This is a genomic window from uncultured Nitratireductor sp. (assembly GCF_913053745.1).
GTDB lineage: Bacteria > Pseudomonadota > Alphaproteobacteria > Rhizobiales > Rhizobiaceae > Nitratireductor.
Window position 1 is genome coordinate 12,636 of record NZ_CAJXGF010000022.1, and the last position, 26,508, is coordinate 39,143.

Genomic DNA, 26,508 nt, shown 5'->3' on the forward strand with positions numbered 1-26,508 from the left:
CCCCGGTTCCCACGAACCGGGTGCGCAAACGCATACTTATCCAACAAAGGCGCGTTCGACGACGAAGTCGGCCGGCTCGGCATTGGAGCCTTCCTTGAGACCGGCCTTCTCGACCAACGCCTTGACGTCCTTGAGCATGGCCATGGAGCCGCAGATCATCACGCGGTCCTGCTCGCGATCGAGGGGCTCGGTGCCGAGCGCCTTGAACAGCTCGCCATTCTCGATCAGCGTCGTGATGCGCCCCATGACGGGCGAGGTCTCGCGCGTGGTCGAGGTGAAATGGGTCAGGCGCCCCTCGACAAGCTCGCCGATCAGCGGATCGTCCTTGAGAGCAGTCACCAGTTCCTTGCCGTAATCGAGCTCGGCCACGTCGCGGCAGGTGTGGGTGAGGATGATATTGTCGAACTTCTCATAGGTCTCCGGATCGCGGATCAGGCTCGCGAATGGCGCGATACCCGTGCCGGTGGAGATCATGTAGAGGTTCTTCGCAGGCGTCAGCGCATCGTTGACGAGCGTGCCGGTGGATTTCTGCCGCATCAACACCGTGTCGCCGGGCTGGATCTTCTGCAGATGCTGGGTCAGCGGACCGTCCGGCACCTTGATGGAGAAGAATTCCACTTCCTCGTCCCAGCTCGGGCTGGCGATGGAATAGGCACGGAAAACAGGCTTCTCCGCATTGGGAAGACCGATCATGACGAACTCGCCGGAGCGGAAACGGAAGCTCTGCGGACGCGTGATGCGAAAGGCGAACAGATTGTCCGTATAATGCTTCACCGACGTCACACGCTCGGCAAAACAGCCGGCGGGAATCGGGAATTCGGTGGTCTTTTCGGCTTCGGCCTCGCGGAGCGCAGCGCTGTCCATGGATACTTTCCTCGTTCGGTCGGAAGTCTGTATGCCTGTTTCGGTTGCGGTTGCAAACTCAAATCACGGCATCGATGGCTGCTCTTGCCTGCCGAGATTATTAGTATACAAATGAATTTGACGTCAAGTTTCCAGCGTTCGACACCTATTTCATATCGTCGGGTCAAAAAAGGTTTCGCATTCCGGATTTTCCCAATGAATGAGAAAAAAGGCATCAATTCGGGTTCCGTTGTCGCCGGCATCGATGTGGGCGGCACCTTCACCGATCTGATCCTGATCGACACACGCTCCGGCTCCGATATGGGGCCTCGAGTGCGTGTCGCCAAGACCCCGACCACGATCGAGAACCAGGCCTTCGGCGTCGTCAACGCCATTCAGGAGACGGGCGTGCCAGCCTCCGAGATCGGCTTGATCGTGCATGGCACGACCACGACGACCAATGCCGTTTTGGAGCGGCAGCTTGCCAGAACCGGCATGATCACGACGGCCGGTTTTCGCGATATCATCGAGCTCGGGCGCCGCACGCGGCCGCAGGCCTATGGCATGACGGGCACGTTCGAACCCCTGGTGCCGCGCGATTTGCGGCTGGAGGTCAGCGAGCGCATGGACGCATCGGGCGATGTGCTTACCGCGCTCGACGAGGACGGCGTGCGCGCGGCGGTCGAGGCGCTGCTCGACGCGGGCTGTGTGTCACTGGTGATACACTTTCTGCATGCCTATGCGAACCCGGCGCATGAGAAGCGCGCGGCCGAAATCGCCGCCGAGTCCTGGCCCAACAATTACATCACCACTGGACACGCTCTGTTGTCGGAAGCGCGTGAGTTCGAACGCGGCGTGACCGCCACCGTCAACGCATCGGTGCAGCCGATTCTGGAGCGCTATGTCGCCCGGCTATCGAACGAGCTCAGAGGGCTCGGCTATGCCCGCGACTTTCTGGTGATGAACGGCAATGGCGGCATGATCTCCGCCGCCCATGTGGCACGCGAAGCGGCCAAGACGGTGATGTCGGGCCCGGCTTCGGGCGTCATGGCGGCTGCCTTCACGGCACGACGGGCCGGTGTCGACAACCTCATCACCTATGACATGGGCGGCACATCCACCGACGTGGCGCTGGTGCGCGGCGCGCGTCCGGCGGTCTCCAACGAGATCGAGGTTGAATATGCCATGCCGATCCATGTGCCGATGGTGGATGTGCACACGGTGGGCGCCGGCGGCGGCTCGATTGCCCGCGTCAACGATGCGGGGCTGCTGGAAGTGGGGCCGCAGAGCGCGGGCGCCACGCCCGGGCCGATCTGCTATGGCCGCGGCGGCGCAGCGCCCACCATTTCCGACGCCAATCTTCTGCTCGGCCGGCTGAACCCCAAGAAACTGCTCTCTGTGGACAATCCGGTCTCGGTTGCCGATGTCGACGCGATTTTCGAGAACAGGCTGGGAAGCCATCTCGGCCTTTCGGGCGTGGAGGCCGCCGGGGCGGTGCTGAAGATCGCCAACATAAAAATGGCGGGCGCCATCCGCATGGGCAAGGGGCACGACCCGCGCGATTTCGCGCTGTTCGCTTTCGGCGGCGCGGGACCGCTGCACGCGGCAGCCCTGGCCCGGGAACTGGGCATTCCGCGCGTGATGGTGCCGGCGCGGCCGGGCATCACCAACGCACTCGGCTGCGTCGTGGCGGACCTGCGGCACGATTTCGTGCGCACGGTGAACCGGCCCGTTGCGAGCCTGGATGTGGCGCTCGTCAAAAGCGTTCTCCAAGAACAGCGCGCCGAGGGCGAGACGCTGATCGCCGAGGAGACCGTGCAGCCGGAGCGCATCGAATGCGTGCACACGGCGGACATGCAGTTTGTCGGCCAGACGCATCTCATCAATGTGCCCCTGCCCGGCCCCGACATCGACCGCGACACGCTGCAGGCGCTTTTCGAGGATGCCTATTACAAACGCTTCAAGGTGCGGCTGCCGGAAATCCGCGCCAATCTCGTCAATCTCAACACTTCGGTGATCGGTGTGCGGGCGGACATCGATCTCGCCAGCCTGATCGACCCGGCCGGGCGCGTGGCGAGGCTTGCCGAAGCGCTGAGTGAAACGCGGCGGGTGTGGTTTTCGGGAAGCTGGCATGACACGCCGGTTTATGCCCGCGAAAAGCTGCCGCTCGATGCGGAGATCGAAGGTCCCGCGATTCTGGAACAGCTCGACACCACGACGGTGATCGAGCCCGGCGATCGCGCGATGTCGGATGCCGACGGAAACATCATCATCACGGTGGGAACGCGCCGATGACCGACACCCTCACCCTCGACGCCATCACGCTTTCCGTTATCCAGGCGGCACTCCAGCAGGTCTGCGACGAGATGGACCTGACTTTCTCACGCGCCGCCTTCTCGCCCGTCATCGCCGAGGCCAACGACCGTTCGGACGGCATTTATGCCGCCGAGGACGGCGCGCTGATCGCGCAAGGCTCTGCCGGGCTGCCGGTCTTTGTCGGCGTGATGCAGTATTCGACGCGCACACTCATCGAACGCATCGCCAGCGGGGACACCGCAGCGCCCGAACCCGGCGACATCTACATCGTCAACGACCCGTATCTCGGCGGCACGCATCTCATGGATGTGCGTTTTGCCATGCCGGTTTGGCGCGACGGGAAAATCTTCTGCTGGCTCTCCAACACCGGCCATTGGCCCGATATCGGCGGCGCGGTTCCGGGCGGATTCTCCGCCTCCGCCACGGCGGTGGAACAGGAAGGGCTGCGCCTGCCGCCGGTGAAGCTTTTCAAGAAAGGCGAACTGGACCCGGAAATCTACGCGATCATCTGCTCCAACATCCGCGTTGCGGACCAGCGTATCGGCGATATCCGCGCGCAGGGCGCGGCGTTGGAAGTGGGCGCCGAGCGGCTGGCGCAGGTGCTCGACCGCTATGGCGACGAGACGGTGCGCCAGGCCATCGCCGAATTGCGCCGGCGCGCGGCGACACAGATGCGCGCGCTGATCGCGCCGATCCCCGACGGGGTCTATCGCGGCGAGGCCTTCGTGGATTCCGACGGCGTGGTGGACGCACCGCTGACCATCGCGCTCGCCATCGAAAAGAAGGGCGACACGCTGACCTTCGATTTCGAAGGATCGAGCCCGCCCTGCATGGGACCGATGAACAGCGTGCTCGCCACAACGCTTTCCTCCGTCTATCTGGCGATGCGCCATATCTTCCCCGAAGTGCCGCTGAGCGCGGGCGCATTCGAGCCGCTGATCATCCACCGGCCGGAAGGCACGTTTCTCGATGCGCGCTATCCGCGCCCGGTTTCAGGCTGCGCCGCCGAGGTCTCGCAGCGCATCGCCGAGGCCGTGTTCGCGGCCATGGTGAAGGCGCTGCCGGAGAAGGTGACTGCAGCACCGGCGGGTTCCAGCGGCAATTTCGCGCTTGGCGGGCACGACCCGGCGCGGGGCCGCGATTTCGTGATGTACCAGATCTCCGGCGGCGGCTATGGCGGCAATGCCGACCATGACGGTCTGACCAATGGCTGCTCCACCATCGGTATCTCCAAATCGCCGCCGGTGGAGGTGATGGAGCAGGCCTTCCCGGTGCTTTACCGGCGCTACGCTCTGCGCGAGGGTTCGGGCGGGGCCGGCGAACAGCGCGGCGGGTTCGGCCTCTCCTACGAGGTGGAGCTTCTGCGCGGCGATGCCCGCGCCTCCTTCGTGATGGACCACGGCCGCTCGGGCCCGCAAGGCGTGCTCGGCGGGAAAGACGGCGGGGTGAACACGGTGACGGTGTGGCGCGACGGTGCGGCACACGTGCCGCCGCATCTTTCAAAGGAGCAGGACATTCCACTCAAGGCAGGCGACCGGGTCTGTGTGGGGACGCCGGGTGGCGGCGGCTATGGCGATCCGTTCCGACGCGCGCCGGAAAAGGTGCTCGGGGACGTGGCGCTGGGGTATTACACGGCGGCGGAGGCCGAGGTGCAGTTTGGCGTTGTTCTGAGCGCAGATGGGTTGGCGGTCGACGAAACGGCGACGCGCGCGAAACGCGGCGGCTGAGAGGCGCGCACATCGACGCTCAATCGCCGTGCAACCGGAATTCCAGATAGAGATTGCGTTGCAGGAGCGAGTGGTTGTCGTCGGACATGAGCGACACCATGGTTGCGCCGTCGGCGCGCTGCCAGACATCGAGCGCTTCCATGTTGTCGATCTGGTAATCCATGCCGGCGGTGAAAAGCACCGGCCCATCGGCGACGCTGCCCGGCGCAACGGTTGCGCCATCGATGCGACGCAGGCGCATGGCCACACCACTGGCGAAGGCGAAACGGCGTTCCAGCAAAAGCAGATCGCCGTCGGGGAGGAACGCGCCGTCGGTGATGTCGAACCCCTCCGACCGCGCAACCTTGAAGATTCCCTTCATCGGGCCTTCGAGAATGGCGGCAAAGCAATTGCCGTCCTCATCGATGCTGCGCTCGGCAACGACGACGCGCGCGCCGCCAAGCCGTCCGCCCGGCGGCGCATAGGCGATGGTCTCGAAGCCGCGATTGCTGCGCAATTCGCGGCGCGGCACCAGAAAATCCAGATCGCGCACGGCAGCGCCCATCGCGTCGCGTTCAATCTCGAACTCGGCGATGCGCTGAACGCGCTCGAAGCTGACGGTCGCCAGTTCATCCTTGACGGCGATGCCCTCGGCATCCGTTGTCCATTTTTCGCGGGTCGAATTGCCATCGCCATCGACCATGGGCTGCATACTGAAATCGGCGAAGCCGGCGGGTCTGCCTTCGGCATCGCGGATCAGCGTTCCGAAGAACCAGAAACCGGTGTCGGAAACGCCCATGACCGCCGCTCCGGGCGAGGTGAAGCGAAACGAGGAGAAAGCGCCGAAATGATCGACCGGAGAGCTCATCGACAAGCCGCCGACGAATTCCAACGGGCCGAAACGGGTCTCGTGGGAACCGACGGCGAAATGGCGGATCGGCACGGCGTTCACCGCCGTCGGAATGGCGGGTTCCTGCGCGTGTGCCGTGGAGACGAAGGCGAATGCGAGGAGAACACCTCGCCCGAGCCAGCGATAAACTCCACGCATCGAATCGACGGCCGGAAGGTGCGGCCCCACGACGTTCGGGAACGAACGGGGGAGCGAAGCGCTGTCCGGTTTGCATTGCGGGAACAGGGAAGAGAACAAGCGCGTTATCGCATTGACGGGTGCGGCCGTGCATCGCGAAAGCGCGCAAATGGCGAAAACCGACAGAGCGACACCCTCAGCCCGCACGCCGCATCGCGCCGCCGCCGCGACGCGCGCCCTCTTCCTCGAAGAGCGAGGCAAGCTGCTCGGTCATGGCGCCGGCGAGCTCTTCCGCATCGACGATGGTGACGGCGCGGCGGTAGTAGCGCGTGACGTCATGGCCGATGCCGATGGCCAGAAGTTCGACCGGTGAGCGGGTCTCGATCAGGTCGATGACGCCGCGCAAATGCCGCTCCAGATAGTTGCCGGGATTGACAGACAGGGTGGAATCGTCGACCGGCGCGCCATCGGAGATCATCATCATGATCTTGCGCTGCTCGGGCCGGGCCATCAGGCGCTGGTGCGCCCAAAGAAGCGCCTCGCCGTCGATGTTTTCCTTCAAAAGCCCCTCACGCATCATCAGACCGAGATTGCGGCGGGCACGACGCCAGGGCGCATCGGCGCTCTTGTAGATGATGTGGCGCAGGTCGTTGAGACGTCCGGGATTGGCGGGCTTGCCTTCCTTCAGCCATTTCTCGCGCGCCTGCCCGCCCTTCCACGCACGCGTGGTGAAGCCGAGGATCTCGACGCGCACGCCGCAGCGCTCCAGCGTGCGGGCGAGAATGTCGGCGCAGGTGGCGGCGACCGTGATCGGCCGGCCGCGCATGGAGCCCGAATTGTCGAGCACCAGCGTCACCACCGTGTCGCGGAAATTGGTGTCGCGCTCCTGCTTGAAGGAGAGCGGCTGCATGGGATCGATGACGAGGCGCACGAGCCGCGCCGTGTCCAGCACGCCTTCCTCGAGATCGAAGTCCCAGGAACGGTTCTGCTGCGCCATCAGGCGGCGTTGCAGACGGTTCGCCAGACGCCCGACGACCCCTTGAAGATTGGCGAGCTGCTTGTCGAGAAAGGCGCGGAGGCGGTCGAGTTCTTCCTCGTCGCACAGCTCCTCGGCACCGATCGTCTCGTCGAATTCGGTGGTGAAGACCTTGTAGTCGATGTCGCGGGCGGCCTGGTCGAACGGGCTGTCGGGACGGCGCGCCTCGCCCGGCGTTTCCGAATCGAGCTCGTCGTCCTCGGACACATCGTCGGCGGTGGTGTCGCCGGCTTCGCTCTCGCCGGTCTCGGTGTCCTCGCTCTCGCCAGAAGACTCCTCACCCTCACTCTCCTCGCCGCCGGACTCGTCCTGTTCGCTTTCCTCGGCCTGTTCCTGAGCCTCCGGCGCGTCGCTGTCTTCCTCGCTCTCCTCGGTCTGCTCCTCCTCGGCAAGATCCTCGCCGAGATCGATGGAGGAAAGCAGGTCGCGCACGGCACGGGCGAAACCGTTCTGGTCGTCGATCTGTCCGGCCAGCGCATCCATGTCCGCGGCGGCCTTGTCCTCGATCCAGTCGCGCCACAGCGAAACGAGCTTTTCACCACTCCTGGGCGCGGGACGACCCGTCAGCTTCTCGCGCACCATAAGCGCTATGGCTTCCTCGAGCGGCGCATCGGCCTTCTCGGTCACTTCGGCCAGATTGGCGCGTTCATACTTGTCCTGCAGCATGGCAGCGATGTTATCGCCCATGCCCTGCATGGCGCGCGACCCTATGGCCTCGACACGGGCCTGCTCGACCGCGTCGTAGATGGCGCGCGCCTCGTTGCCTTCCGGCGCGAGGCGGCGGTGAAGGTCGACGTCGTGGCAGGCGCGGCGCAACGCCATGGAATCGCCGATGCCGCGCGTGACGGTGAGGGCTTCGGACGTGGCCCGCTTTGGCAGGTCCGGAAGGCGGGCGCGACTGCCCGTGAGCGACGGCTTGTCCTTGGAAAAGGAAACCTCAAGCTCGTGATCGCCGGCGACGGCGCGCATGCAGGCGGTCGTGGCGCGCTTGAACGGATCGAGCGGCGCTTCGGCGGGTTGTCCGGGCTTGCGGTTGGTCTGGCTCACGGGCTGTCTTCTCTCGGCCGGGTCAGCGCGCGCGACCGTCGTATTCCTGCGGCTTGAGCGCGTCCAGATCGACACCGTCGAGGCAGCGCACATTGACCGCCGCCATCTTGGTGCCATCCGGCATCGCGCCCCGCGCGAAGGATTCCATACCGCATCTGGAACAGAAGAGATGCTCAATCGTGTTGGTGTTAAAACGATATTCCGTCAGGCTCTCATCGCCCTTTTCCAGAGAGAATTCTTCCAGCGGCGTAAAAGCGAGAATGCTGCCGCGCTTGCTGCAATAAGAGCAATTGCAGGTGATCGGATTCTCAAGATCGACATCGACGCTGTAGCGTACGGCGCCGCAATGACATCCACCCTGGTAACGCATCGTTCCTCCTCCTAGCTCAGCGCGACGTTGGCCGCACTTTCCGGCAGTTCCTCACCGAAGGCGCGCTGATAGAACTCGGCGACCAGGGCCCGCTCCAGCTCGTCGCACTTGTTGAGGAAGGTAAGACGGAAGGCGAAGCCGACATCGCCGAAGATTTCGGCGTTTTCGGCCCACATGATCACCGTACGTGGGCTCATGACGGTCGACAGGTCGCCATTCATGAAGGCCGAACGCGTCAAATCGGCGACGCGGACCATGCGCGAAACGGCTTCGTGGCCCTTCTCGTCCTGGAAATGCTTGTTCTTGGCCCGGACAATGGCCACTTCATCATCGTGCGGCAGATAGTTGAGCGTGGTGACGATGGACCAACGGTCCATCTGCGCCTGGTTGATCTGCTGCGTGCCGTGATAGAGGCCCGTCGTGTCGCCGAGGCCGACCGTGTTGGCGGTGGCGAACAGGCGAAACGCGGGATGCGGGCGGACGACGCGGCTCTGGTCGAGCAGGGTCAGACGGCCGGAGGATTCCAGGACACGCTGGATGACGAACATCACGTCCGGGCGGCCGGCGTCATATTCGTCGAAAACGAGCGCGACATTGTGCTGGTAGGCCCAGGGCAGGATACCGTCCTTGAACTCGGTAACCTGCTTGCCTTCCTTGACGACGATGGCGTCCTTGCCGACGAGGTCGATACGGCTGACATGGCTGTCGAGATTGATGCGCACGCAAGGCCAGTTGAGACGCGCGGCGACCTGCTCGATATGGGTCGACTTGCCGGTGCCGTGATAGCCGGAAACCATCACACGGCGGTTGTGGGCGAAGCCGGCCAGGATGGCGAGCGTCGTCTGCTTGTCGAACAGATAATCGGGGTCGACGTCGGGCACGTGGGAATCGGCCACGGAAAAGGCCGGCACGACCATGTCCGACTCAAAGCCGAATGTGTCTTTCACCGAAACGGTCGTATCGGGCAAATTGGCGATATCGCGGTCAATCTTGTTCATCATGCCTCCAGCGGCCAGGCCCTCGCCCGCATCGCTTGAACTGTTCTTTTTTCCGGAGCGTCTCATCAGACTGGGTTCGACGCGTCTTACCAGACGCTCGCCTTAACAGAAACCCGCCTGTTTCAACAGCCGGTATGCCTCGAGCACGCTTCTGAGCCGGTCTTCGGACCCCCGGTCGCCACCATTCGCATCGGGATGGTGTTGCTTCACCAGATTCTTATAACGCGACTTGATCTCTTCGCCAGTCGCTTGTGCGCCCAGGCCCAGCGTTTCCAGCGCCTTGGCCTCAAGCGGCTTCAACCGTTTCTCGCGCGGCTTCCGTGCCGCCTGCTGCTCGCCGAAAAGGTTGAACGGATCACCCATGCGGTTGTGATAGGCAGCACGGCCCGACCTGTAGGTCGAGAAATCCGCCGCGGCGCGCGCTTCCCCATTGCCGGTGATCTTCCAGGTCGGCCGATGGCCGGTAAGCGCTTCCTTCTGGTAACGGGCGACCTCGGAATCGCTCAGACCCGAGAAATAGTTGTAGCCCTTGTTGTATTGCCGGGCATGGTCGACGCAGAAGCGGAAATAGTGGCCTTCCGCATGGCGCCCCACGGGAGCGCGGTGCAGGCCGGCCTCGTCGCACCCGTCCCACTGGCAGCGGGGCGCGCGCGACTTTGCCTCCGCCTTCGGATCGGGGCGGATGCGAATTTTCTCGAAATATTTCGAGTAGGGTTTCATATCGGACTGCGTGTCACCAAATCAGTGTGGAAGTATGGCCGCTCAGCGCAGGGATACAAGAATTGACTTTTGGCCAAAATTCGACCTAGCGCTTGAATCGAATGTTAATTTGGGGATGCCCCCCATATGGTACGAGGAGACACGATTGTCCATCCAATCGACAATAGAAAGCAAGCTTACGGACGCTTTTTCGCCCGAGCGGCTCGCCGTGATCAATGAGAGCCATCTGCATGCGGGCCATCAGGAGCATTTCGACGGCACCGGCGAAACGCATTTCCGCGTGCGGATTGTCGCAGGGGCATTTGCCGGCATGAGCCGCGTGGAACGGCACCGGGCCGTCAACGACCTGCTCGCCGAGGAACTGAAGGACCCCGTGCACGCATTGGCCATCGAACCGGCTGCGCCGGGAGAACCGACGCGCTGGTGAGGGGCGGTCGGCCTGATTCTCTCAATAGGATTTTACCAATCCCCTGAGACGATCGACTGCAGCGCGCGCCTTGACCCGGGATCGGATACCTGAACCGTCATATCGATGCTCCAACGTCTACAATCGAGAGATAGGAGCAAGAATGACCATGGTCATTTCCGGGGCCAACAATCAGAAGCAGCGCCAGCGCCCGGATCAGGCGAGCGGCCTGATCCGCAGCCTTGTGATGCGGTTCTTGTCGCGCTTCATGACGATGAAGCGTTTGCCGAAGAAGGTGAAGGCCTGCTTTTCCTCGGGAATGGTCTGCGTCTCGTGGATGACGAGACCGGCGATCGTCGTCGCCTCCTCGTCGGGCAGATCCCAGTCGAGCGCCCGGTTCAGGTCGCGGATCGGAACGGAGCCTTCAACCACGATGGAGCCGTCGGCTTCCTGCTTGACGCCCTGCACCTCCACATCGTGCTCGTCGGCGATGTCGCCGACAATTTCCTCGATGATGTCTTCGAGCGTCACCAGACCTTCCACCTCGCCATATTCGTCGACGACGATGGCTATGTGCGCCTTGCGCCGCAGGAAGGCATTGAGCTGGTCCTGCAATGTGGTCGTATCGGGCACGAACCAGGGCTTCGACGCCACCTTGGCGATGTCGATCCTGGAATAATCGTTCTCCACATCGCCCAGCGCGCGCAGGAGATCCTTGGCATGGACGACGCCGACAATGTTTTCGGTCGACCCTTTCCAGATCGGTATGCGGGTATAGGGGCTTCGCAGGATCTCGCGCACCACCACTTCCGGTGCCTCGTCGGCGTTAACGGAACGCATGTTGGTGCGGTGGATCATCACGTCCGAAAGTTCGAGCTCGTGAAGGTCGAGCAGACCGCCGACGCGGTCGCGGTCCTGCTTCACCACGGCGCCCTCGCGGTGCAGAACCTCGACGGTGCCGCGCAGCTCTTCATGGGCCGAAAGCATGGATTCGCGGCTTTGCAGATCGACACCGAAGACCGAAAGCATCAGCCGTACAATGCCGTTTGCAAGCGAAGACAGAAGGCCGAACAACAACACGACGATGCGCGCGAAGGGCGACACGGTGAGCGCGAACATCTCCGGTTTCGCGAGCGCCCAGGACTTGGGCAGAATCTCCGCGAAGATCACCAGCAGCACCGTCATGATGACGGTGGCGTAAAGCACGCCCGCATCGCCGAAGAGCTTCAGAAACAGGCTGGTCGTCAGCGCCGAGGCAAGAATATTGACGAGATTGTTGCCGATGAGCAAAGCGCCGACCAGCCGGTCGCGGCGAAGGATCAGCCGGTCGACGAGACCGGCACGCGCATCGCCGTTCGCCTCCATCGTGTGCAGTCTGGCCCGCGAAACCGCGGTCATGCCCGTTTCGGTTCCCGAGAACAGGAAAGAGAGCGCGATCAGGCCCACAATGCTGCCACCGGTGATCCAAATCTCTGGTGTCATTGCGAAAGAGACTCCTCAAGAAAGGAAAGAACCTGGCTGGTCGGCACATCCTTCGCCACGAAAGACCGGCCGATGCCGTGGGTGAGAATGAAGGTGAGCGCGCCGCGCGACACCTTCTTGTCCTGCGCGATATAGGTCAAAAGCCGCTCGGCGCCAGGCAAATCGCCCGGCACGTCGGACAGCCGGGTCGGCAGGCCGACGGCGGCGAGATGCGTCTCGACACGCCCGGCATCGTCGGGGCTTGCCAGATTGAGCCGCGCGGAAAAGCGATGCGCCAACGCCATGCCGATGGCCACGCCCTCGCCATGCACGAGACGCGCACTGTCATAGCCGGTGGCCGCCTCCAGCGCATGTCCGAAGGTGTGGCCGAGATTGAGCAAGGCGCGGTCGCCCGTCTCCAGTTCGTCGCGCGCCACCACATCGGCCTTGGCCCGACAGGATTGCGCGATGGCCTCTACCCGCTCCACGCCGCCAGAGAAAACCGCCTGCCAGTTTTCTTCCAGCCAGGCGAAGAAATCCGGCCGATCAATCAGCCCGTATTTGGCGACCTCGGCATAGCCGGCGCGAAATTCGCGCGGCGAAAGCGTGTCGAGCACCGCCGTGTCGGCAATGACGAGCTGCGGCTGATGAAAGACGCCAACGAGATTCTTGCCGTGCGCCGTGTTGATGCCGGTCTTACCGCCAACGGAGGAATCCACCTGCGCGAGCAGCGATGTCGGCGCCTGCACGAAATGCATGCCGCGCCGGACGATGCCGGAGGCAAAACCGGCGAGATCGCCGACAACGCCACCCCCCAGAGGAATGACGATATCGCCGCGTTCCAGACGCGCGTCGAGAATGCCGGAAACAACCTCTTCGAGCGTGCCGAAACTTTTCGAGCGCTCGCCGGGCGCCACGGTGATGGCCGCTGCCTCTATTCCGGCGGCGGAAAGCCCAGCCTGAAGCGTGGCAAGGTGGTTTTCCGCGACATTGGCATCCGTGACGATGGCGGCACGGACGCCAGGCAGACGGCGTGCAATCTCCGCACCTGCCCGCTGGAGAAGACCCGGCCCGATCAGAATGTCATAGGAGCGCGCGCCCAGCGAGACCTTAACGGTGGCGGGCGCTGCAATCGCATCGCTCATAATCGGCTGTCCTTCCCGTTCCGATCTCCGCGTTTGGAAGACCGGGTTTGCAGATATTGGTCAAGCGCAGCGATCACCTCGTTGACGATGACCTCCTTCGCCTCCTCGCGCGAGTGCACGACGATGTCGGCCTCGGCATAAAGCGGATAGCGCTCGTCGATGAGGCGGCGCATCACACCTTCAGGATCGTCACCGTTCAAAAGCGGCCGGTTGGAGCGGCGACCGACGCGTTCCATCAGAGTGGGAAGATCCGCCTTGAGCCAGACCGAGATCCCCCGGCGGACGACCGTCCGGCGCGTCTGGACGTTCATGAACGCCCCGCCGCCGGTGGAGACCACGCGCGGCCCGCTCTTGAGCAACCGGGCGATCACCCGGCGCTCCAGAGCGCGGAACTCGGCTTCGCCATAGGTGGCGAAGAGGTCCGGCACGGTCATGCGCGACACCGTCTCGATCTCGTGATCGCTGTCGATGAAAGGCAGTTTCAGCGCATCGGCCACGCGCCGGCCGATGACCGTCTTGCCAGCACCCATCAGACCAACGAAGACAAGCGACCGCTTGCCAAGCCGGCGGACGAGATTCTTCGTATCTGCAACGGATGGATTTTCGGTGACTGTCATGCTCGCGCCTCTGCCTGCCGGTTTCGACACAAAAGCCATGATCCGTCAAGCGCTTGACGGACAAGCAGCACATATACATGTCCGTGCGCTTGCCCCCTGCGCTTGCAAAGACAGGAGCGGCATCCCATAAACGGGCTGGGTAGGGGACCACAAGATGGGGCTTTGAACGCATGCCGACGCTTTTTCGGCTACTGGTTATCGTGGCGATTCTTGCAAGCCTGGTTTACGGGGCCATGATCGCGCTCGTGACCTTCGTTGAACCGCAAACGGGCGAGATGAGCGTGCGGATCCCCGCAGAGAAGCTGAATCCATCGCAATGACACTCAAGGTCGGCAGCGGCGCACGAATCGAGGCGTTTCTGGAGATGATGGCCGCCGAGCGCGGCGCCAGCGACAACACGCTCGCCTCCTACCGCCGCGACCTGGAAGACGCCGCGCAGCACATCGCCGCGAAAGGCCGCGCTTTGCAGGACGCGGGAGCGGACGATCTGCGCGATTTTCTGAGCGCGCTTTCGGTTCAGGGTTTCGCGGCGACGACCCAGACCCGCAAACTCTCCGCGCTCAGGCAATTTTTCCAGTTTCTCTATTCGGAAGGCCTGCGCGGCGACGATCCCACCGGCATTCTCGACAGCCCCAAAAGGGGGCGCGGACTTCCCAAGACACTGAGCGAGGAGGAGACCGGCCGCCTGCTCGAGCGCGCCGAGGCGGACGCGCGCGAAGCCGCGTCCGGCAGCCCCGAACAGGTCGCAGCGCTGCGGCTCCACGCGCTGCTCGAAGTGCTGTATGCCTCGGGTCTGCGCGTCTCGGAACTGGTGAGCCTGCCGGTGACGGTAGCGCTGCGCGACGAGCGTTTCTTCGCGGTGCGCGGCAAGGGCGGCAAAGAGCGCATCGTGCCGCTATCGGGCAAGGCGCGCAGCGCGATGCAGGCCTGGCTAGCCGTGCGCACGGCCGGATCCGCCAGATCCGAAAGCCCCTGGCTGTTCCCGGCGGGTTCGGAAAGCGGGCATCTTTCACGCCAGGTCTTCGCGCGGGAATTGAAGACGGTTGCCGCCCGCGCGGGCATCGAGACGGCAAAGATCTCCCCGCATGTGCTGCGCCACGCCTTTGCAAGTCATCTGCTGCAGAACGGCGCGGATTTGCGCGCGGTGCAGGAATTGCTGGGCCATTCCGACATATCAACGACGCAAATCTATACGCATGTGCTTGAAAAACGCCTTGCCGAACTGGTTCAAAAGCACCATCCGCTTGCCGATTAGCCTCATCGACGTTATGTGGAGCGTCACATTACCGGCGGCAGGCCGTGTTCAACCAAGAGATGCCTTTATCGCAGTGTCTCGTGTTCGATTTGGCGAGTGAATGTATAACTATCTCGATTTTGAAAAGCCCGTTGCCGATCTCGAAGGCCAGATTCTCGAACTGAAAAAGCTCGCCGAAAGCGGCGAAGCCGTGGACGTCGCCGACGAGATCGCACGCCTGGAAAAACGCTCCAAGGATGCGCTTATCGAAGTGTACCGGTCCCTGACGCCCTGGCAGAAGGCGCAGGTGGCCCGCCACCCCGATCGACCACATTGCCTGGATTATGTGCGCGACCTGTTCACCGATTTCACGCCGCTTGCCGGCGACCGCGCCTATGGCGAAGACAACGCCGTGATCGCCGGCTTCGCCCGCTTCAAGGGCGAGTCCGTGGCCGTGATCGGGCAGGAAAAGGGCAATGACACGCAGAGCCGCCTGAAACACAATTTCGGCATGGCACGCCCCGAAGGCTACCGCAAGGCGGTGCGCGTCATGGATCTGGCAGACCGTTTCGGCATTCCGCTGATCAGCATCGTCGACACGACCGGCGCCTATCCCGGCATCGGCGCGGAAGAACGCGGCCAGGCCGAGGCCATCGCCCAATCAACGTCCAAATGCCTCGGCCTCAAAGTGCCGAACGTCGCCGTGGTCATCGGTGAGGGCGGTTCGGGCGGTGCCATCGCGATTGCCACCGCCAACCAGGTCTACATGCTGGAGCATGCGATCTATTCGGTGATCTCGCCCGAGGGCGCGGCCTCGATCCTGTGGCGCGACTCCGCGCGCGCCAAGGATGCCGCCACAAACATGAAGATCACCGCTCAGGACCTGATGGGCCTGAAGGTGATCGACGCCATTATTCCCGAGCCCATCGGCGGCGCCCACAGGGCGCCGCAGAAGGTGATCGAGGCCGCGGGCGAGCAGATCGAAAAGGGCTTCGCCGAACTTGCCGGGAACAATATGGACTATCGCGAACATCGCCGCGAAAAATTCCTGGCGATCGGTCGAACGCTTTGAGCCCTCTCAAGCCGCGGAGCTGTGTCTCGGCCTGCGGACGACCCTGACGGTCCCGCTGTTTCCGCCCCCACAGAAAAACCTGTCACCGCCATCGGATTCGAGACCGGAAACGCCCGTACCGGACGGCATGTCCAGTTGATCGAGCACCGCGCCCGTTTCGGGATCGATGCGCCGAAGATCGCTTTCGTCGCCGTCCCAGGTTCCATGCCACAATTCTCCATCGACCCAGGTAACCCCGGTGACGAAGCGGCTGGATTCTATGGTGCGCAGGATGCTGCCTGTTTCCGGGTCCACCTTGTGAATCTTCCGGTCGCGATACTGGCCGACCCATAGCGCGCCCTCGGCCCATGCGAGCCCCGAACTGCCGCCGTTGATCGGCGCGGGAATGGTCGCGAGCACCGATCCCGTTTCAGGATCGATTTTCTGTATCCGGTCTTCGGCGATCTGGTACATGTGCTCGCCGTCGAAAGCGGTACCGGCCATCGCCGTTGCGTCGATGGCCCGGATTATCCGACCGCTTTCGGGATCGATCGCGTTCAGCTTGTCACCGGACGCGAACCAAACATGCCGCCCGTCGTGCGTGACGCCATGAACCCCCTCCACACCGGGGAAAGGACCGTACTCCTGAATAATTTCTGCATCTGATCTTGTCATCACCTGGCTCCTGTTTCGCTGGTTGATGCGACGATCCTAACCGCTGGGCAGCCGTGTCGGGAGTAACAAGCTTGTCGGGAAACCGGGCAGCGTCGGAGCGATCCAGCGACAGGCCCGCCCACGCCCGAACGAGCGCACCTTGCCTTCGGCCTTCAGCCGCTCGAGCGCTCTCTGTACGGTGCGGGAACTGACTCCGAGCGCCAGCGCCAGCGCCGCGCTCGACCAGGCTTCACCATCTGCGAGCAGGGCCAGAACGTCGGCATGAGCATCCTCGACGGGTTGCGCCAGAACGACAACCTGCCGGCCTGCGGGAGCGACCAGTACGAATCCGCCTTTCGTGGCGCGCAAGCCGGCATGGGTGCGCAAGAGCGCACGCAGACGCCCTATTTCCACGCGCAGCCGCGCGCGGTGGGATTCATCGGCGTCCTTTCCCCTGAAGGCGCGCGCCACGAGCTCCGCTCGGGACAGATCCCGCGGCCATGCCTCGGCAAGAGCGCGCACCAGGGCGAAAAGAACCGGTCGCGTTTCGAGCGGAATCGTCTTTCCCGCGCTGCGGACCACGTGGCGACAGGCATCGACGACGAAAGCGTCCGATCCAAACAGCGTTTCCACCTGCTCGAGCAGAAGCGGCTCTTCGCGCCCGTCCGCGATCAGGCGTGCAGCCGGTGCCAACAGGGCTTGCCGGGCGGCATCGACCTCGCTGACCAGGGAAGGAATGCCGGCGCGGCTGGCAGCTTCTGCGGCGCGTTCAAGGGCGGATTTCGCCTTTCGCGCCTCGACGCGGCGCATGGCGATGCCGGCCACCACCATCTCGTAACCCGCCCGCGCCTGAAGCGGCAGCAATGCCGAATCCAGCGCACCGAGTTCCCGATCGGCCTGTTCGAGACGGCCGATCAGGAGCAGGCGCCGGGCGGACAGGTAGCGGGCATAGGCGGCGTTGGTGCGGTCGCCAGCCCGCTCGAGCGTTTCGCGCGCCCGTTCGAGCGCCTTGCCGGGCCAGCCGAGATCGCGCGAAACGAGCGCGATTTCAGCCTCCGCAATGACGCAACGCGCCCGCGCCCCGTGCTCGCGCGGTCCGAACGAACGCACAGCGCGGCGCAGCAGCGCCTTGGCCAAATCCAGATCTCCAAGCTGCGCCATGGCAATGCCGCGCAACGCCAGCGCCGGCGCATCGCTGCGCAGGGAAACCCAGTTGAGCGCCCCCAATGGATCGCCTGCCGCCAGGGCACGACCCGCCGCCGTGATCAGAGCATCCATCTGAATCGCGCCAAGATTGTCACTCTCGCTCTTTGAAACCGGTCCCTAGTCTAACCGAAGTCCGCCCACCGACAAGGCGGCTGACGAAAGGAGAAAATCATGACCGCACATACGACCGGAACACGCGAGGAATGGCTCGCGGCACGCCTGGCGCTTCTCGAGGAAGAGAAGGAACTGACAAGGCGGAGCGACGCATTGACGAAAAAGCGCCAGGAACTGCCCTGGGTGCGCATCGACAAGGAGTATCGGTTCGACACGGATGCGGGCAAAGCCTCGCTGGTCGAGCTTTTCCAGGGTCGCTCCCAACTTCTTATCTACCATTTCATGTTCGGGCCGGATTACGAAGCCGGATGTCCTTCCTGCTCGGCCATCGCCGACGGATTCGATGGCTCTGTCGTTCACCTGGCCAACCATGACGTGACACTCATGGCCGTGTCGCGCGCGCCACTGGCGAAGCTGCAGGCGTTCAAGAAACGCATGGGTTGGACGTTCCCTTGGGCCTCCGCGACGGACAGCGATTTCAACTTCGACTTCGGTGTCGGCTTTACAAAGGAGCAGCAACGCGACGGCGGCATCGAATACAATTATCTTCGCGAACCGCCGATGGCAAACACGCTGGCCGGCAAGACGATGCAGGAATGGGACGGCGACAACCCGGTTGCGCTGACCGCGGCAATGACGGGAACGGACGTGCCCACCTTCACGCGCGAGCGACCAGGCGCGAGCGCTTTCGTGCTCGAAGACGGCGCCGTCTACCACACCTACTCCACCTATGCCCGCGGACTGGACGGGCTGTGGGGCATGTATCAGTGGCTCGATCGCGCACCCAAGGGGCGCAACGAAGCGGGCATGTGGTGGCGTCACCATGACAAATACTGATCGGCGGCCGTTTGCGGCGGCCCTGGCGGCGACACTCGGGCTCGCCGCCCTGTGCTGGGGCCTTACCGCGCAGAAGATGAGCGGGATGAACATGGGACCCGCCGCCTCGCTCGGCCCATTTCCGTCCTTCATCGCCATGTGGGCGACGATGATGGCGGCGATGATGCTGCCCGGCGTCGCGCCGGCGGTCCTGAAGGTCGCCAGAGATGGAGGCTCGACCGCAACGGTCCTGAGTTTCGTCGGCGCCTATCTGGCCGTGTGGGCAGCGATCGGCCTGCCGGTCTATGCGCTTTACCAGCCGCACGGCACCGCAATGGCCGGTGTGATCACGATCGCGGCGGGCCTCTACGAGTTCACCCCGATCAAGAAGGAAGCGCGACGCCGATGCTGTCACGGTCCCATTGCATCCGGCGTTGAATGCGCCGCCTATTGCGTCGGCACGACCGCCGGGCTGATGGCGATGCAGATCGCCATCGGGATCATGAGCCTGAGTTGGATGATAGCGGTGACGCTCGTCATCTGTGCGCAGAAACTGTTTCCGCCGCACCGCTTCGTCGACGCAATTCTGGGTTTGGCGCTGATCGGGCTCGGTGTCGCAATCATCGCCACGCCACAGCACGTGCCCGGCCTCATGCCGGCCATGTAAACCCGCTTCCCAACCCGCCGGGCCCTGTCAAAGCACCTTGCGCAGAAATGCGCGGGTGCGTGGGTCCGCGGGATTGGTGAACATCTCATCGGGCGAGCCCTGTTCGACGATCTTGCCGCCATCCATGAACAGAACACGGTCGGCGATGTCGCGTGCGAACTGCATCTCATGCGTAACGATCAGCATCGTCTGACGCGCATCCGCGACGCGCTTGAGCAATTGCAGCACCTCGTCCACCCATTCGGGATCGAGCGCGGAGGTGGGCTCGTCGATCAACATGATCTCCGCATCCGCCGCCATGGCGCGGCCGATGCCGACGCGCTGCTGCTGGCCGCCGGAAAGTGCGGCCGGATAGCTCGCGGCCTTGTCGGAAAGACCGATGGTGGAAAGAATCTCGTCGGCGCGGGCATGCGCCCTCGCCTTCTCCCAACCGCGGACGGTGATCAGCCCCTCGGCAATGTTGTCGCGCGCGGTCTTGTTGGCGAAGAGCGCATAATTCTGGAAGACGAAGGAGGTCTGCCGCCGGAGCGCCAGTTCGTCCGCTGCCCTCGCCGCACGCGCGTCGACCGTGACGGGGCCGATGGTGATGCTTCCCGCATCCGGCTTTTCGAGGAAATTGAGCGCGCGCAGGAGTGTCGACTTGCCGGTGCCGGAGGGGCCGATGATCGCCACGCGTTCGCCCGACCGGATGTCGAGATCGATGCCGTCGAGCACGGTGTTGGCGCCGAAGCGCTTGGTAAGCCCCTTGACCGAAATCATCGCGCCACCGCCTTTCCGAGCCGCGCTTCAAGCTGACGCTGAACGACCGTCAGCGCCTCGACGATGACCCAATAGATGATCGCCACGAGAATGAACGCCTCGAAATAGAGAAAGCTGCCGGCGGCTTCCTTCTGCGCCGCGCCCATCAGCTCCGTCACGCCCAGCGTGAAGGCGAGCGATGTGCTCTTGATGATGTCGACGAAGTAATTGACCAGGGTCGGGGCGGCGATGCGCGCGGCCTGCGGCAGGATGATGCGGCGCATCATCTGCGCTGTCGTCATGCCGACCGAGCGCGAGGCTTCCCACTGGGAACGGTCCACGCCGAGGATCGCCGCACGGATGCTCTCGGCCATATAGGCGGCGAAGTGCAGGGTGAGCCCCATGACAGCGGCTGTGACGCCGTTGATGGCTGTCAGAAACGATAAGACCTGCGGCAGACCGTAGTAGAACAGGAAGAGCTGCACCAGGAGCGGCGTGCCGCGGAAAAAGCTGATGAATATCTGGGTGAACCCATCGAGCAACGGCACGCGCATGACGCGGACGATCGCCATCAGGGAAGCCAGGAGCAACGCAAAAAACATTGCCACCGACGCCATGGCGAGCGTCAGCGGCACATATTTGAGAAGCACGGGGACGAGCCCCAGCATGTAGTCGAGATCAAGCGGTCTCATCGTCCCCGGCTCTCATCGGTTGTCGGCGCTTTACTGCGTGATGTCGGTGCCGAACCACTTTTGCGAAATTTCGGTCAGCGTGCCGTCTTCCTTCAGCTTTGCGATGGCGGCATCCACGCGATCGCGCAGGGCCTTGCCCTCGTCGTCGTCGCGGAAAGGTAGGGCGTTGCGGATCTCGGAGAAGGGCTGACCGGCAAGTGCCAGCGGCAGCGGGGTCTCCTTGATCACCTGGCTGGCGCTGACGCGATCCATCACGAAAGCGTCGACGCGGCCAAGCGCGGTGTCCTGCTCGAGATTGCTCTCATAGGTCTTGATGTCGATCTCGTCGGCATAGGGCAATTCGCGCAGAAGCTGCTCGAAATTGGATCCCAAATTGACGGCAACCGAGCGCCCCTTGAGGCTCTCCGGTCCCGTGATCTCGGTCTCGTTGCCCTTCTTGACCACCACCTGCGCGCCGTCGATCACATAGGGCTGCGAGAAAGCGAACTTCGCTTCGCGCTCCGGTGTGATCGTGATCTGATTGGCGATGGTGTCGATGCGGTTCGATTCGAGCGCGCCGACGAGTCCGGAGAAACTCATCGTCACGAAGTCGACCTCGTCGCCCGTTTCCTCGGCGACGGCGTTGATGAAATCCACCTCGAAGCCCTGAAGCTTGTCCTGCTTGACGAAGGTGAACGGGAAATAGCCGCCCGACATGCCGACGCGGATGGTTTCTGCGTGGGACGCCGAAACGGTGGCGGCTAAAATCGCTGCTGCAAGTGCCAGTTTACGCATTGAAATCTCCAAGGGCGCCGGGCGCCCGCCTGTTGATTGGGTGCCGGGAAAATAAGCACTGGAGTAAATTTTTCTATAGATCAGCACACACAAGAGCCGAAAAAGCAAATCGAATATCATGAAAATGAAATTTCAGGTACGCGATGCTCGGAACCGGGCGTTATCGAGCATATTTTGACTCTTTCCCTTAGTCCTTATGACGGGCGTTCCGCGCGCGCAGGTCCGGCCAATCCTGCATCCCGCCCCTTGCACTTGTGCCATTCTTCCCCTAGAAGCCGCGAAAAGGCCACAAAGCCCGACAAAATGCCTCGGAATGGTCACGACATGGCTGCAATGCCTAACGGGCCCGGTAATCTTTTCGAAAGCATAAGGGTTCATTTTCTATAAGCGGAGTGGCATTTTACATTCTCCGCGTGGGGGCCAAATAGGCGGGACACGACAACCATCCATGACACGCCTGATCAAATACACCTTTTTGCTGTCGACAGCGTTTGCGCTGGCTGCATGCAACGAAACACTTGAGGACATCGCGCCGAAGGCCGAGCGTCAGCTGCCTGCACGCATCGTGCAGACGATGAAGGCCAAGGGCATGAGCAAAAGCTCTCCCGTGACGATGCGCATCTTCAAGGAGGAAGGTAAGCTGGAGGTCTGGAAGGCCAAGACAAACGGCCGCTACGACATCATCGCCAGCTACGACATCTGCAAATGGTCGGGTCAGCTCGGGCCGAAATTCACGGAGGGCGACCGCCAGGCTCCGGAAGGATTCTATACGGTCCGTCCGGCACAGATGAACCCGAAGTCGAGCTATTATCTCGCTTTCAACATCGGCTTCCCGAACGCCTACGACCAGGCGAATGGCCGCACCGGCAAGCATCTGATGGTGCATGGCGCTTGTTCGTCCGCCGGCTGCTATTCGATGACCGACGAGCAGATTTCGGAAATTTACGCCTTCGCCCGCGATTCCTTCAAAGGCGGACAACGCGCGTTTCAGGTCCAGGCCTTCCCGTTCCGGATGACGGCCGAAAACATGGCGCGCTACCGGAACGATCCGAATTACGATTTCTGGAAAATGCTCAAGGAAGGCTACGATTATTTCGAGCTGACCAAGATGCCACCGAAGGTGGATGTGTGCGGCAAGCGCTATGTGTTCAATCGCGAGACGCTGGACGGAGAGAGCCTCTCACCCACCGCTGCCTGCCCGCCGATGAGCCAGCCCGAATCGCTTCTGACGGCCTACCGGCAGTATCAGAGCCAGTACGACACGGCCTTCAACGCCGCCCTCAAGGCGCAGTCGACGGCATCGAAATCCGAAACCATCGCCGGACATCAGGAAGCACGCCTGGTGGCGGACTGGAGCAAGCGCCGCGCAAGGGGCGAGAAGGTTTCGCGCCTTCCGCCCAACATTCCCTCGCCGACGGCGGTGGCCGAGGCTCCCGAGCCGGCTTCGACGCCAGCGGTTGCAGCAACGGCATCGGCTTACACAGCCGAACCCGCGTCGCGTCTGCAAAACGCGCTCGAGGCTGCCGCCGGAGAGGCGCAGCAACAGTCGCAGGAAAATGCCGCAGCGGCGACAACGGAAACGCCCGTCGAGGGTGCTGTCCCCAACCCGACACCGCGACCGAACACCAGCGCCGAGCGCACGGCGTCGGTCCCGGCTCCGGCTCCGGCCGCGGGTGGCCAGGGCACCTCTTTACGCCGCCGCATTCAGAATCTCTTCAGCCGCTGATCGTGACCGCGGCGCCGCAGACATACGACCTCAAGGGGCTGAACTGCCCCTTGCCGGTCCTTCGGGCGCGCAAACGCCTCTCGGGTATGCCAAGCGGCGACAGACTCTGGCTGGAAACCACCGACCCGCTCGCGGTGATCGACATCCCCGCATTCTGCAACGAGAACGGACATCTGCTCGTCGAGACGGAAGCCACGCCGGACGGGCATCGCTTTCTGGTGGAACGCGGATAGCTCCGGCGGTGGCGCGCGGTTGGCTGCGCCCTATCGGCGAAAACCGGCAATGGCGAGCGGGTTGTCCTCGAGAGCGGCCCTGTCGGGCATATCGACCGCCGCATCGCCCATAAAGGCAGAAAACAGTCCCTTTACATAGGCTTCATCAAGCCCGGCACCGATGACGACCAGACGCACGCCGCGCGTTTCATCGGGCCATTTTGCCAGAAAGCGCGGTTCATGCAGAACCTGGCGAACGCCCTGCACGACAAGCGGCCTGTCCGGTTGTCCGCGGAGTTCGACAATTCCCTTCAGCCGCAGGATCCGCGCCCCGCATTGGCTGCGCAGGAGGTCGAGAAAATTCTCGAGCGCCGCCCCCGCGATGGGGCGTTCGTGCGCAAGCGGGATGGTGTCAAACGCCGAGCTATGCGCGTGATCGTGATGGTGATGGTGATGGTGGTCATCATCATGGTGATGGTGGTCGTGGCTATGATGGCGATACGGCGCAGCGGCGCGCATCACCCCCGCCGCGCGAGCACCGATATCCAGCGCGCTGCAATCGATGACTGTCATCGCCTCCGACTCATGCGCGGCGAGCGGCCCGAGCCCCGGCGCAAGCGATGCCAGATGCGCCGTCAGCCGGGAAAGCGTGTCTGCATCCACCATGTCCGTTTTCGTAAGGAGCAGCCGGTCGGCGACGGCCACCTGGCGTCGGGCCTCCTCGTGCGCCTCGAGCGTCTCCAGTCCATGCACCGCATCCACCAGCGTGACGACCCCGTCCAGCCGGAATCGCGCGGCCAGTGCCGGATGCGCCGCCAGTGCCTGCAAGACGGGAACCGGGTCGGCAAGCCCCGTGGTCTCGACGACGACGCGCTTGAGAGCGCCGGCACGACCGTCCGCCATTCGCTCGTCGAGGTCCACAAGCGTGTCCACCAATGCGCCGCGAACCGTGCAGCACAGGCATCCGTCCGACAATTCGATGATGCCATCGGACGCTTCTTCCACCAGAAGGTGATCAATGCCGATCGCGCCAAACTCGTTGACGATCACGGCGGTGTCGGAAAGGGCCGGATCGCGCAGAAGGCGGTTGATCAATGTGGTCTTTCCGGCGCCGAGGAAGCCCGTGACCAGCGTCAACGCTATTGTGTCGGTCATCGTCGTGTCAGCCGCCCTGCGTTGTGTCCGCCGTGGCGCTTTTGAGCGGGTAGTCCGGCCGCGGCGTCGGGATCGGCACGTCGGCATAGCGCGGTACGGACGGCGCCGGCCCCGTCGCACCGCCCAGACTGACCGTCACGGCACGAGGCTCGTGGTTCATCGCCGTCAGGTAGGGCGATCGCTCCACCAGAAGATCGTCATCGTCTCCACGCTCGAACCGCGCCTTGACCGCAGCTTCCGAGCAGACTTGCGGACGCAGGTCGACCGCCACATCGCGTCCTTCTCCATAGGGAGTAAAACCGGCGATGGAGGGCGAAACCGCCCCTTGAATCCTGAACCCTTCGGCCAACAGCCGGGCGGCTTCCTCGCCGCGCTCCACCTGCGAGGGCGCGCCGAGCACAATCGTGGCCAGCGTGCGGCCGTGACGCGTGGCCGTGGCGGCAAGATTGAAACCGGACGAACAGACATAGCCCGTCTTCATTCCATCGGCACCGGGGAAACGGCCCACCAACCAGTTGTAATTGGGCAGAATCTTGTCGCCGGTTCGAACGGCCTCCATCGAGAAATAATGCGCATGTTCGGGGAACTCGGTGCGGATGGCGCGCACCAGAAGTGCCAGATCGCGCGCCGTGGTGTATTGCTGCGTGGCGAAGAGACCGTGCGGGTTAACATAGTTCGTGCCCGTCATGCCGAGGCTGTGGGCGGCGGCATTCATGCGTCGTGCAAATGCGTCGACCGAACCGCCGACATTCTCCGCGATCGCGGTCGCGACATCGTTCGCGGACTTGACCATGATCAGCTTGATCGCATTGTCGAGCGTCAGCACCGAACCGGCCGGATAGCCCATCTTGCTCGGCGGCTCGCGCGTCGCCCTCTTGGACACCGTCACCGGCGAATCGAACTGCAATTCGCCGTCCCTGACCGCTTCAAAAGCCACATAGGCCGTCATCAGCTTGGTCAGCGAAGCCGGATACCAGCGCTGAAACGCATCCTCGTGCGACAACACCCGACCGCTTGTGACGTCGAGAACGATCGTTGGCCCGGCCGAAGCGGTTACAACCGCCGACACCATCCCCATCACTGCCCCGGCCACAACGGTCGTGGCAAACCTTCCGAAACACATGCGCATTATCCGAATTTCATGTCCATCTGAAGCGCCAGGCGCCTTGATTGTCGTGTATGCCAACGGTTCTGTATGCCAACGCCCTACGTGCCAATCATCGCAAAAATGTGCCTATGGCACAGATTCGCAGATCGACTTCAATCCCCGGCCCCGCCTGCGCCGATACGACCGGCACATTTAACGCGAACCGACCGCTTATAGCAAAAAACCAAAATTCCCGACGCCGCTCTTCCGGGCCGGCGGATCGGCGCCACGCGACGGGACGACGACCCTGGTCCAAACGGATCAGCTTGCAATCGCGCCCGAACGCATCTTACCTAGCGCCTGACTTCAGCAAGATGACCACGGGATGCCTGCGGCCTTGCCCAGCGCCCGTGCAAGGCCCAACCCACAATAAAGCCCAAATGCCGGCAAAAATTTGAAGGGAGCAGCAAGACATGCCGATTTTGAATCGTTCTGCGGAATTACAGGCGGAGATTGCCGAATGGCGACGCGACCTTCACCGCAATCCTGAACTCCTGTTCGACGTGCACCGCACAGCCGCTCTGGTGGAAGAGAAACTCACCGCGTTCGGCTGCGACGAAATCGTGACCGGGCTCGGCAAAACCGGCGTTGTCGGCATCATCCAGGGCAATCTCGGCACCGGGCCGACGA

26 protein-coding genes and 1 pseudogene are annotated in these 26,508 nt (G+C 63.2%); 11 read left to right on the forward strand and 16 right to left on the reverse strand.

The features are described 5' to 3' along the window. Positions 1-36 precede the first annotated feature (36 nt). Entirely contained in the window at positions 37-864 is an 828-nt protein-coding gene (locus tag QZ638_RS05715) for a ferredoxin--NADP reductase (RefSeq protein WP_295807944.1), read from the reverse strand. 195 nt (positions 865-1,059) lie between these two features. On the opposite strand from QZ638_RS05715, the gene QZ638_RS05720 reads away from it, so the two are divergent. Both QZ638_RS05720 and QZ638_RS05725 read left to right on the forward strand, forming a co-directional pair. Continuing rightward, entirely contained in the window at positions 1,060-3,138 is a 2,079-nt protein-coding gene (locus QZ638_RS05720; protein WP_295807945.1) for a hydantoinase/oxoprolinase family protein, read from the forward strand. Continuing rightward, on the forward strand, positions 3,135-4,886 hold the full coding sequence (locus QZ638_RS05725; RefSeq protein WP_295807947.1) for a hydantoinase B/oxoprolinase family protein: 1,752 nt from the start codon (positions 3,135-3,137) through the stop codon (positions 4,884-4,886). Before QZ638_RS05720 ends, QZ638_RS05725 begins: the two co-directional genes overlap by 4 nt. A 19-nt stretch (positions 4,887-4,905) precedes the next feature. Here QZ638_RS05725 and QZ638_RS05730 read toward each other — a convergent pair whose 3' ends face one another. The 5 genes from QZ638_RS05730 to QZ638_RS05750 all read right to left on the reverse strand — a co-directional run bounded on the left by QZ638_RS05730 (position 4,906) and on the right by QZ638_RS05750 (position 10,063). Next, positions 4,906-5,913 carry an esterase-like activity of phytase family protein gene (locus QZ638_RS05730; protein WP_295807950.1) on the reverse strand — a complete coding sequence of 336 codons (1,008 nt, stop codon included), beginning with the start codon at positions 5,911-5,913 and terminating at the stop codon, positions 4,906-4,908. A gap of 175 nt (positions 5,914-6,088) precedes the next feature. Then, complete coding sequence (gene cobT / locus QZ638_RS05735) at positions 6,089-7,975, reverse strand: cobaltochelatase subunit CobT (RefSeq protein ID WP_295807952.1); 1,887 nt, start codon at positions 7,973-7,975, stop codon at positions 6,089-6,091. A gap of 22 nt (positions 7,976-7,997) precedes the next feature. Further along, positions 7,998-8,345, reverse strand: coding sequence for a GFA family protein (locus QZ638_RS05740; protein ID WP_295807954.1), 348 nt, complete (start codon positions 8,343-8,345; stop codon positions 7,998-8,000). Positions 8,346-8,356: 11 nt separating this feature from the next. Then, positions 8,357-9,343 carry a cobaltochelatase subunit CobS gene (cobS, locus tag QZ638_RS05745; RefSeq protein WP_295807956.1) on the reverse strand — a complete coding sequence of 329 codons (987 nt, stop codon included), beginning with the start codon at positions 9,341-9,343 and terminating at the stop codon, positions 8,357-8,359. Positions 9,344-9,445: 102 nt separating this feature from the next. Beyond that, positions 9,446-10,063, reverse strand: coding sequence for a J domain-containing protein (locus QZ638_RS05750; RefSeq protein WP_295807957.1), 618 nt, complete (start codon positions 10,061-10,063; stop codon positions 9,446-9,448). Between the two features lie 145 nt (positions 10,064-10,208). Between QZ638_RS05750 and QZ638_RS05755 the strand changes: the two genes are divergently transcribed. After that, entirely contained in the window at positions 10,209-10,490 is a 282-nt protein-coding gene (locus QZ638_RS05755) for a BolA family transcriptional regulator (protein ID WP_295807959.1), read from the forward strand. Positions 10,491-10,685: 195 nt separating this feature from the next. Here QZ638_RS05755 and QZ638_RS05760 read toward each other — a convergent pair whose 3' ends face one another. From QZ638_RS05760 to QZ638_RS05770, 3 genes are read right to left on the reverse strand one after another with little or no spacing between them, the layout of a single operon-like run. Further along, complete coding sequence (locus tag QZ638_RS05760; RefSeq protein ID WP_295807961.1) at positions 10,686-11,951, reverse strand: HlyC/CorC family transporter; 1,266 nt, start codon at positions 11,949-11,951, stop codon at positions 10,686-10,688. Further along, on the reverse strand, positions 11,948-13,075 hold the full coding sequence (aroB, locus tag QZ638_RS05765; RefSeq protein ID WP_295807963.1) for a 3-dehydroquinate synthase: 1,128 nt from the start codon (positions 13,073-13,075) through the stop codon (positions 11,948-11,950). The genes QZ638_RS05760 and aroB overlap by 4 nt, the downstream gene beginning before the upstream one ends. Then, positions 13,072-13,692, reverse strand: a complete 621-nt coding sequence (locus tag QZ638_RS05770; RefSeq protein WP_295807964.1) for a shikimate kinase — start codon at positions 13,690-13,692, stop codon at positions 13,072-13,074. Before QZ638_RS05770 ends, aroB begins: the two co-directional genes overlap by 4 nt. Before the next feature lie 170 nt (positions 13,693-13,862). Here QZ638_RS05770 and QZ638_RS05775 point away from each other — a divergent pair, with 170 nt between their 5' ends. The 3 genes from QZ638_RS05775 (at position 13,863) to QZ638_RS05785 (ending at position 15,998) form a co-directional block, all read left to right on the forward strand. Continuing rightward, positions 13,863-14,012, forward strand: a complete 150-nt coding sequence (locus tag QZ638_RS05775; protein ID WP_295807966.1) for a histidine kinase — start codon at positions 13,863-13,865, stop codon at positions 14,010-14,012. After that, positions 14,009-14,947 carry a site-specific tyrosine recombinase XerD gene (gene xerD, locus QZ638_RS05780; RefSeq protein WP_295807967.1) on the forward strand — a complete coding sequence of 313 codons (939 nt, stop codon included), beginning with the start codon at positions 14,009-14,011 and terminating at the stop codon, positions 14,945-14,947. The genes QZ638_RS05775 and xerD overlap by 4 nt, the downstream gene beginning before the upstream one ends. Before the next feature lie 100 nt (positions 14,948-15,047). Beyond that, a complete protein-coding gene (locus QZ638_RS05785; protein ID WP_295807969.1) occupies positions 15,048-15,998 on the forward strand; it encodes an acetyl-CoA carboxylase carboxyltransferase subunit alpha in 951 nt (316 codons plus the stop codon). Between the two features lie 6 nt (positions 15,999-16,004). Here the strand turns inward: QZ638_RS05785 and QZ638_RS05790 are convergent, their stop codons facing one another. Continuing rightward, the gene (locus QZ638_RS05790) at positions 16,005-16,652 is read right to left on the reverse strand and encodes a PQQ-binding-like beta-propeller repeat protein (RefSeq protein ID WP_295807971.1); all 648 of its coding nucleotides are present in this window, start codon (positions 16,650-16,652) and stop codon (positions 16,005-16,007) included. A gap of 36 nt (positions 16,653-16,688) precedes the next feature. Beyond that, positions 16,689-17,909 carry an HTH domain-containing protein gene (locus QZ638_RS05795; RefSeq protein WP_295807973.1) on the reverse strand — a complete coding sequence of 407 codons (1,221 nt, stop codon included), beginning with the start codon at positions 17,907-17,909 and terminating at the stop codon, positions 16,689-16,691. A gap of 99 nt (positions 17,910-18,008) precedes the next feature. Here QZ638_RS05795 and QZ638_RS05800 point away from each other — a divergent pair, with 99 nt between their 5' ends. Together QZ638_RS05800 and QZ638_RS05805 are read left to right on the forward strand one after the other, a co-directional pair. Then, on the forward strand, positions 18,009-18,788 hold the full coding sequence (locus QZ638_RS05800; RefSeq protein WP_295807974.1) for a thioredoxin family protein: 780 nt from the start codon (positions 18,009-18,011) through the stop codon (positions 18,786-18,788). Further along, positions 18,775-19,434, forward strand: coding sequence for a DUF2182 domain-containing protein (locus QZ638_RS05805; RefSeq protein WP_295807977.1), 660 nt, complete (start codon positions 18,775-18,777; stop codon positions 19,432-19,434). Before QZ638_RS05800 ends, QZ638_RS05805 begins: the two co-directional genes overlap by 14 nt. A 27-nt stretch (positions 19,435-19,461) precedes the next feature. On the opposite strand, the gene QZ638_RS05810 is transcribed toward QZ638_RS05805, so the two are convergent. Genes QZ638_RS05810 through QZ638_RS05820 form a run of 3 tightly spaced genes read right to left on the reverse strand, consistent with a single transcriptional unit; the run spans position 19,462 to position 21,638 of the window. After that, positions 19,462-20,193, reverse strand: a complete 732-nt coding sequence (locus tag QZ638_RS05810) for an amino acid ABC transporter ATP-binding protein (RefSeq protein ID WP_295807978.1) — start codon at positions 20,191-20,193, stop codon at positions 19,462-19,464. Further along, positions 20,190-20,864 carry an amino acid ABC transporter permease gene (locus QZ638_RS05815; protein ID WP_295807980.1) on the reverse strand — a complete coding sequence of 225 codons (675 nt, stop codon included), beginning with the start codon at positions 20,862-20,864 and terminating at the stop codon, positions 20,190-20,192. Before QZ638_RS05815 ends, QZ638_RS05810 begins: the two co-directional genes overlap by 4 nt. A gap of 30 nt (positions 20,865-20,894) precedes the next feature. Next, entirely contained in the window at positions 20,895-21,638 is a 744-nt protein-coding gene (locus tag QZ638_RS05820) for an amino acid ABC transporter substrate-binding protein (RefSeq protein WP_295807982.1), read from the reverse strand. Positions 21,639-22,086: 448 nt separating this feature from the next. Between QZ638_RS05820 and QZ638_RS05825 the strand changes: the two genes are divergently transcribed. Beyond that, the gene (locus QZ638_RS05825; RefSeq protein WP_295807984.1) at positions 22,087-23,364 is read left to right on the forward strand and encodes a L,D-transpeptidase family protein; all 1,278 of its coding nucleotides are present in this window, start codon (positions 22,087-22,089) and stop codon (positions 23,362-23,364) included. Positions 23,365-23,366: 2 nt separating this feature from the next. Next, complete coding sequence (locus QZ638_RS05830) at positions 23,367-23,597, forward strand: sulfurtransferase TusA family protein (protein ID WP_295807985.1); 231 nt, start codon at positions 23,367-23,369, stop codon at positions 23,595-23,597. A gap of 30 nt (positions 23,598-23,627) precedes the next feature. Here QZ638_RS05830 and QZ638_RS05835 read toward each other — a convergent pair whose 3' ends face one another. After that, positions 23,628-24,731 carry a GTP-binding protein gene (locus QZ638_RS05835; protein WP_295807987.1) on the reverse strand — a complete coding sequence of 368 codons (1,104 nt, stop codon included), beginning with the start codon at positions 24,729-24,731 and terminating at the stop codon, positions 23,628-23,630. Between the two features lie 7 nt (positions 24,732-24,738). After that, positions 24,739-25,854, reverse strand: a complete 1,116-nt coding sequence (locus QZ638_RS05840; protein WP_295807989.1) for a D-alanyl-D-alanine carboxypeptidase family protein — start codon at positions 25,852-25,854, stop codon at positions 24,739-24,741. Positions 25,855-26,291: 437 nt separating this feature from the next. On the opposite strand from QZ638_RS05840, the pseudogene QZ638_RS05845 reads away from it, so the two are divergent. Next, positions 26,292-26,508: pseudogene (locus QZ638_RS05845) on the forward strand (amidohydrolase); the annotation flags it as partial.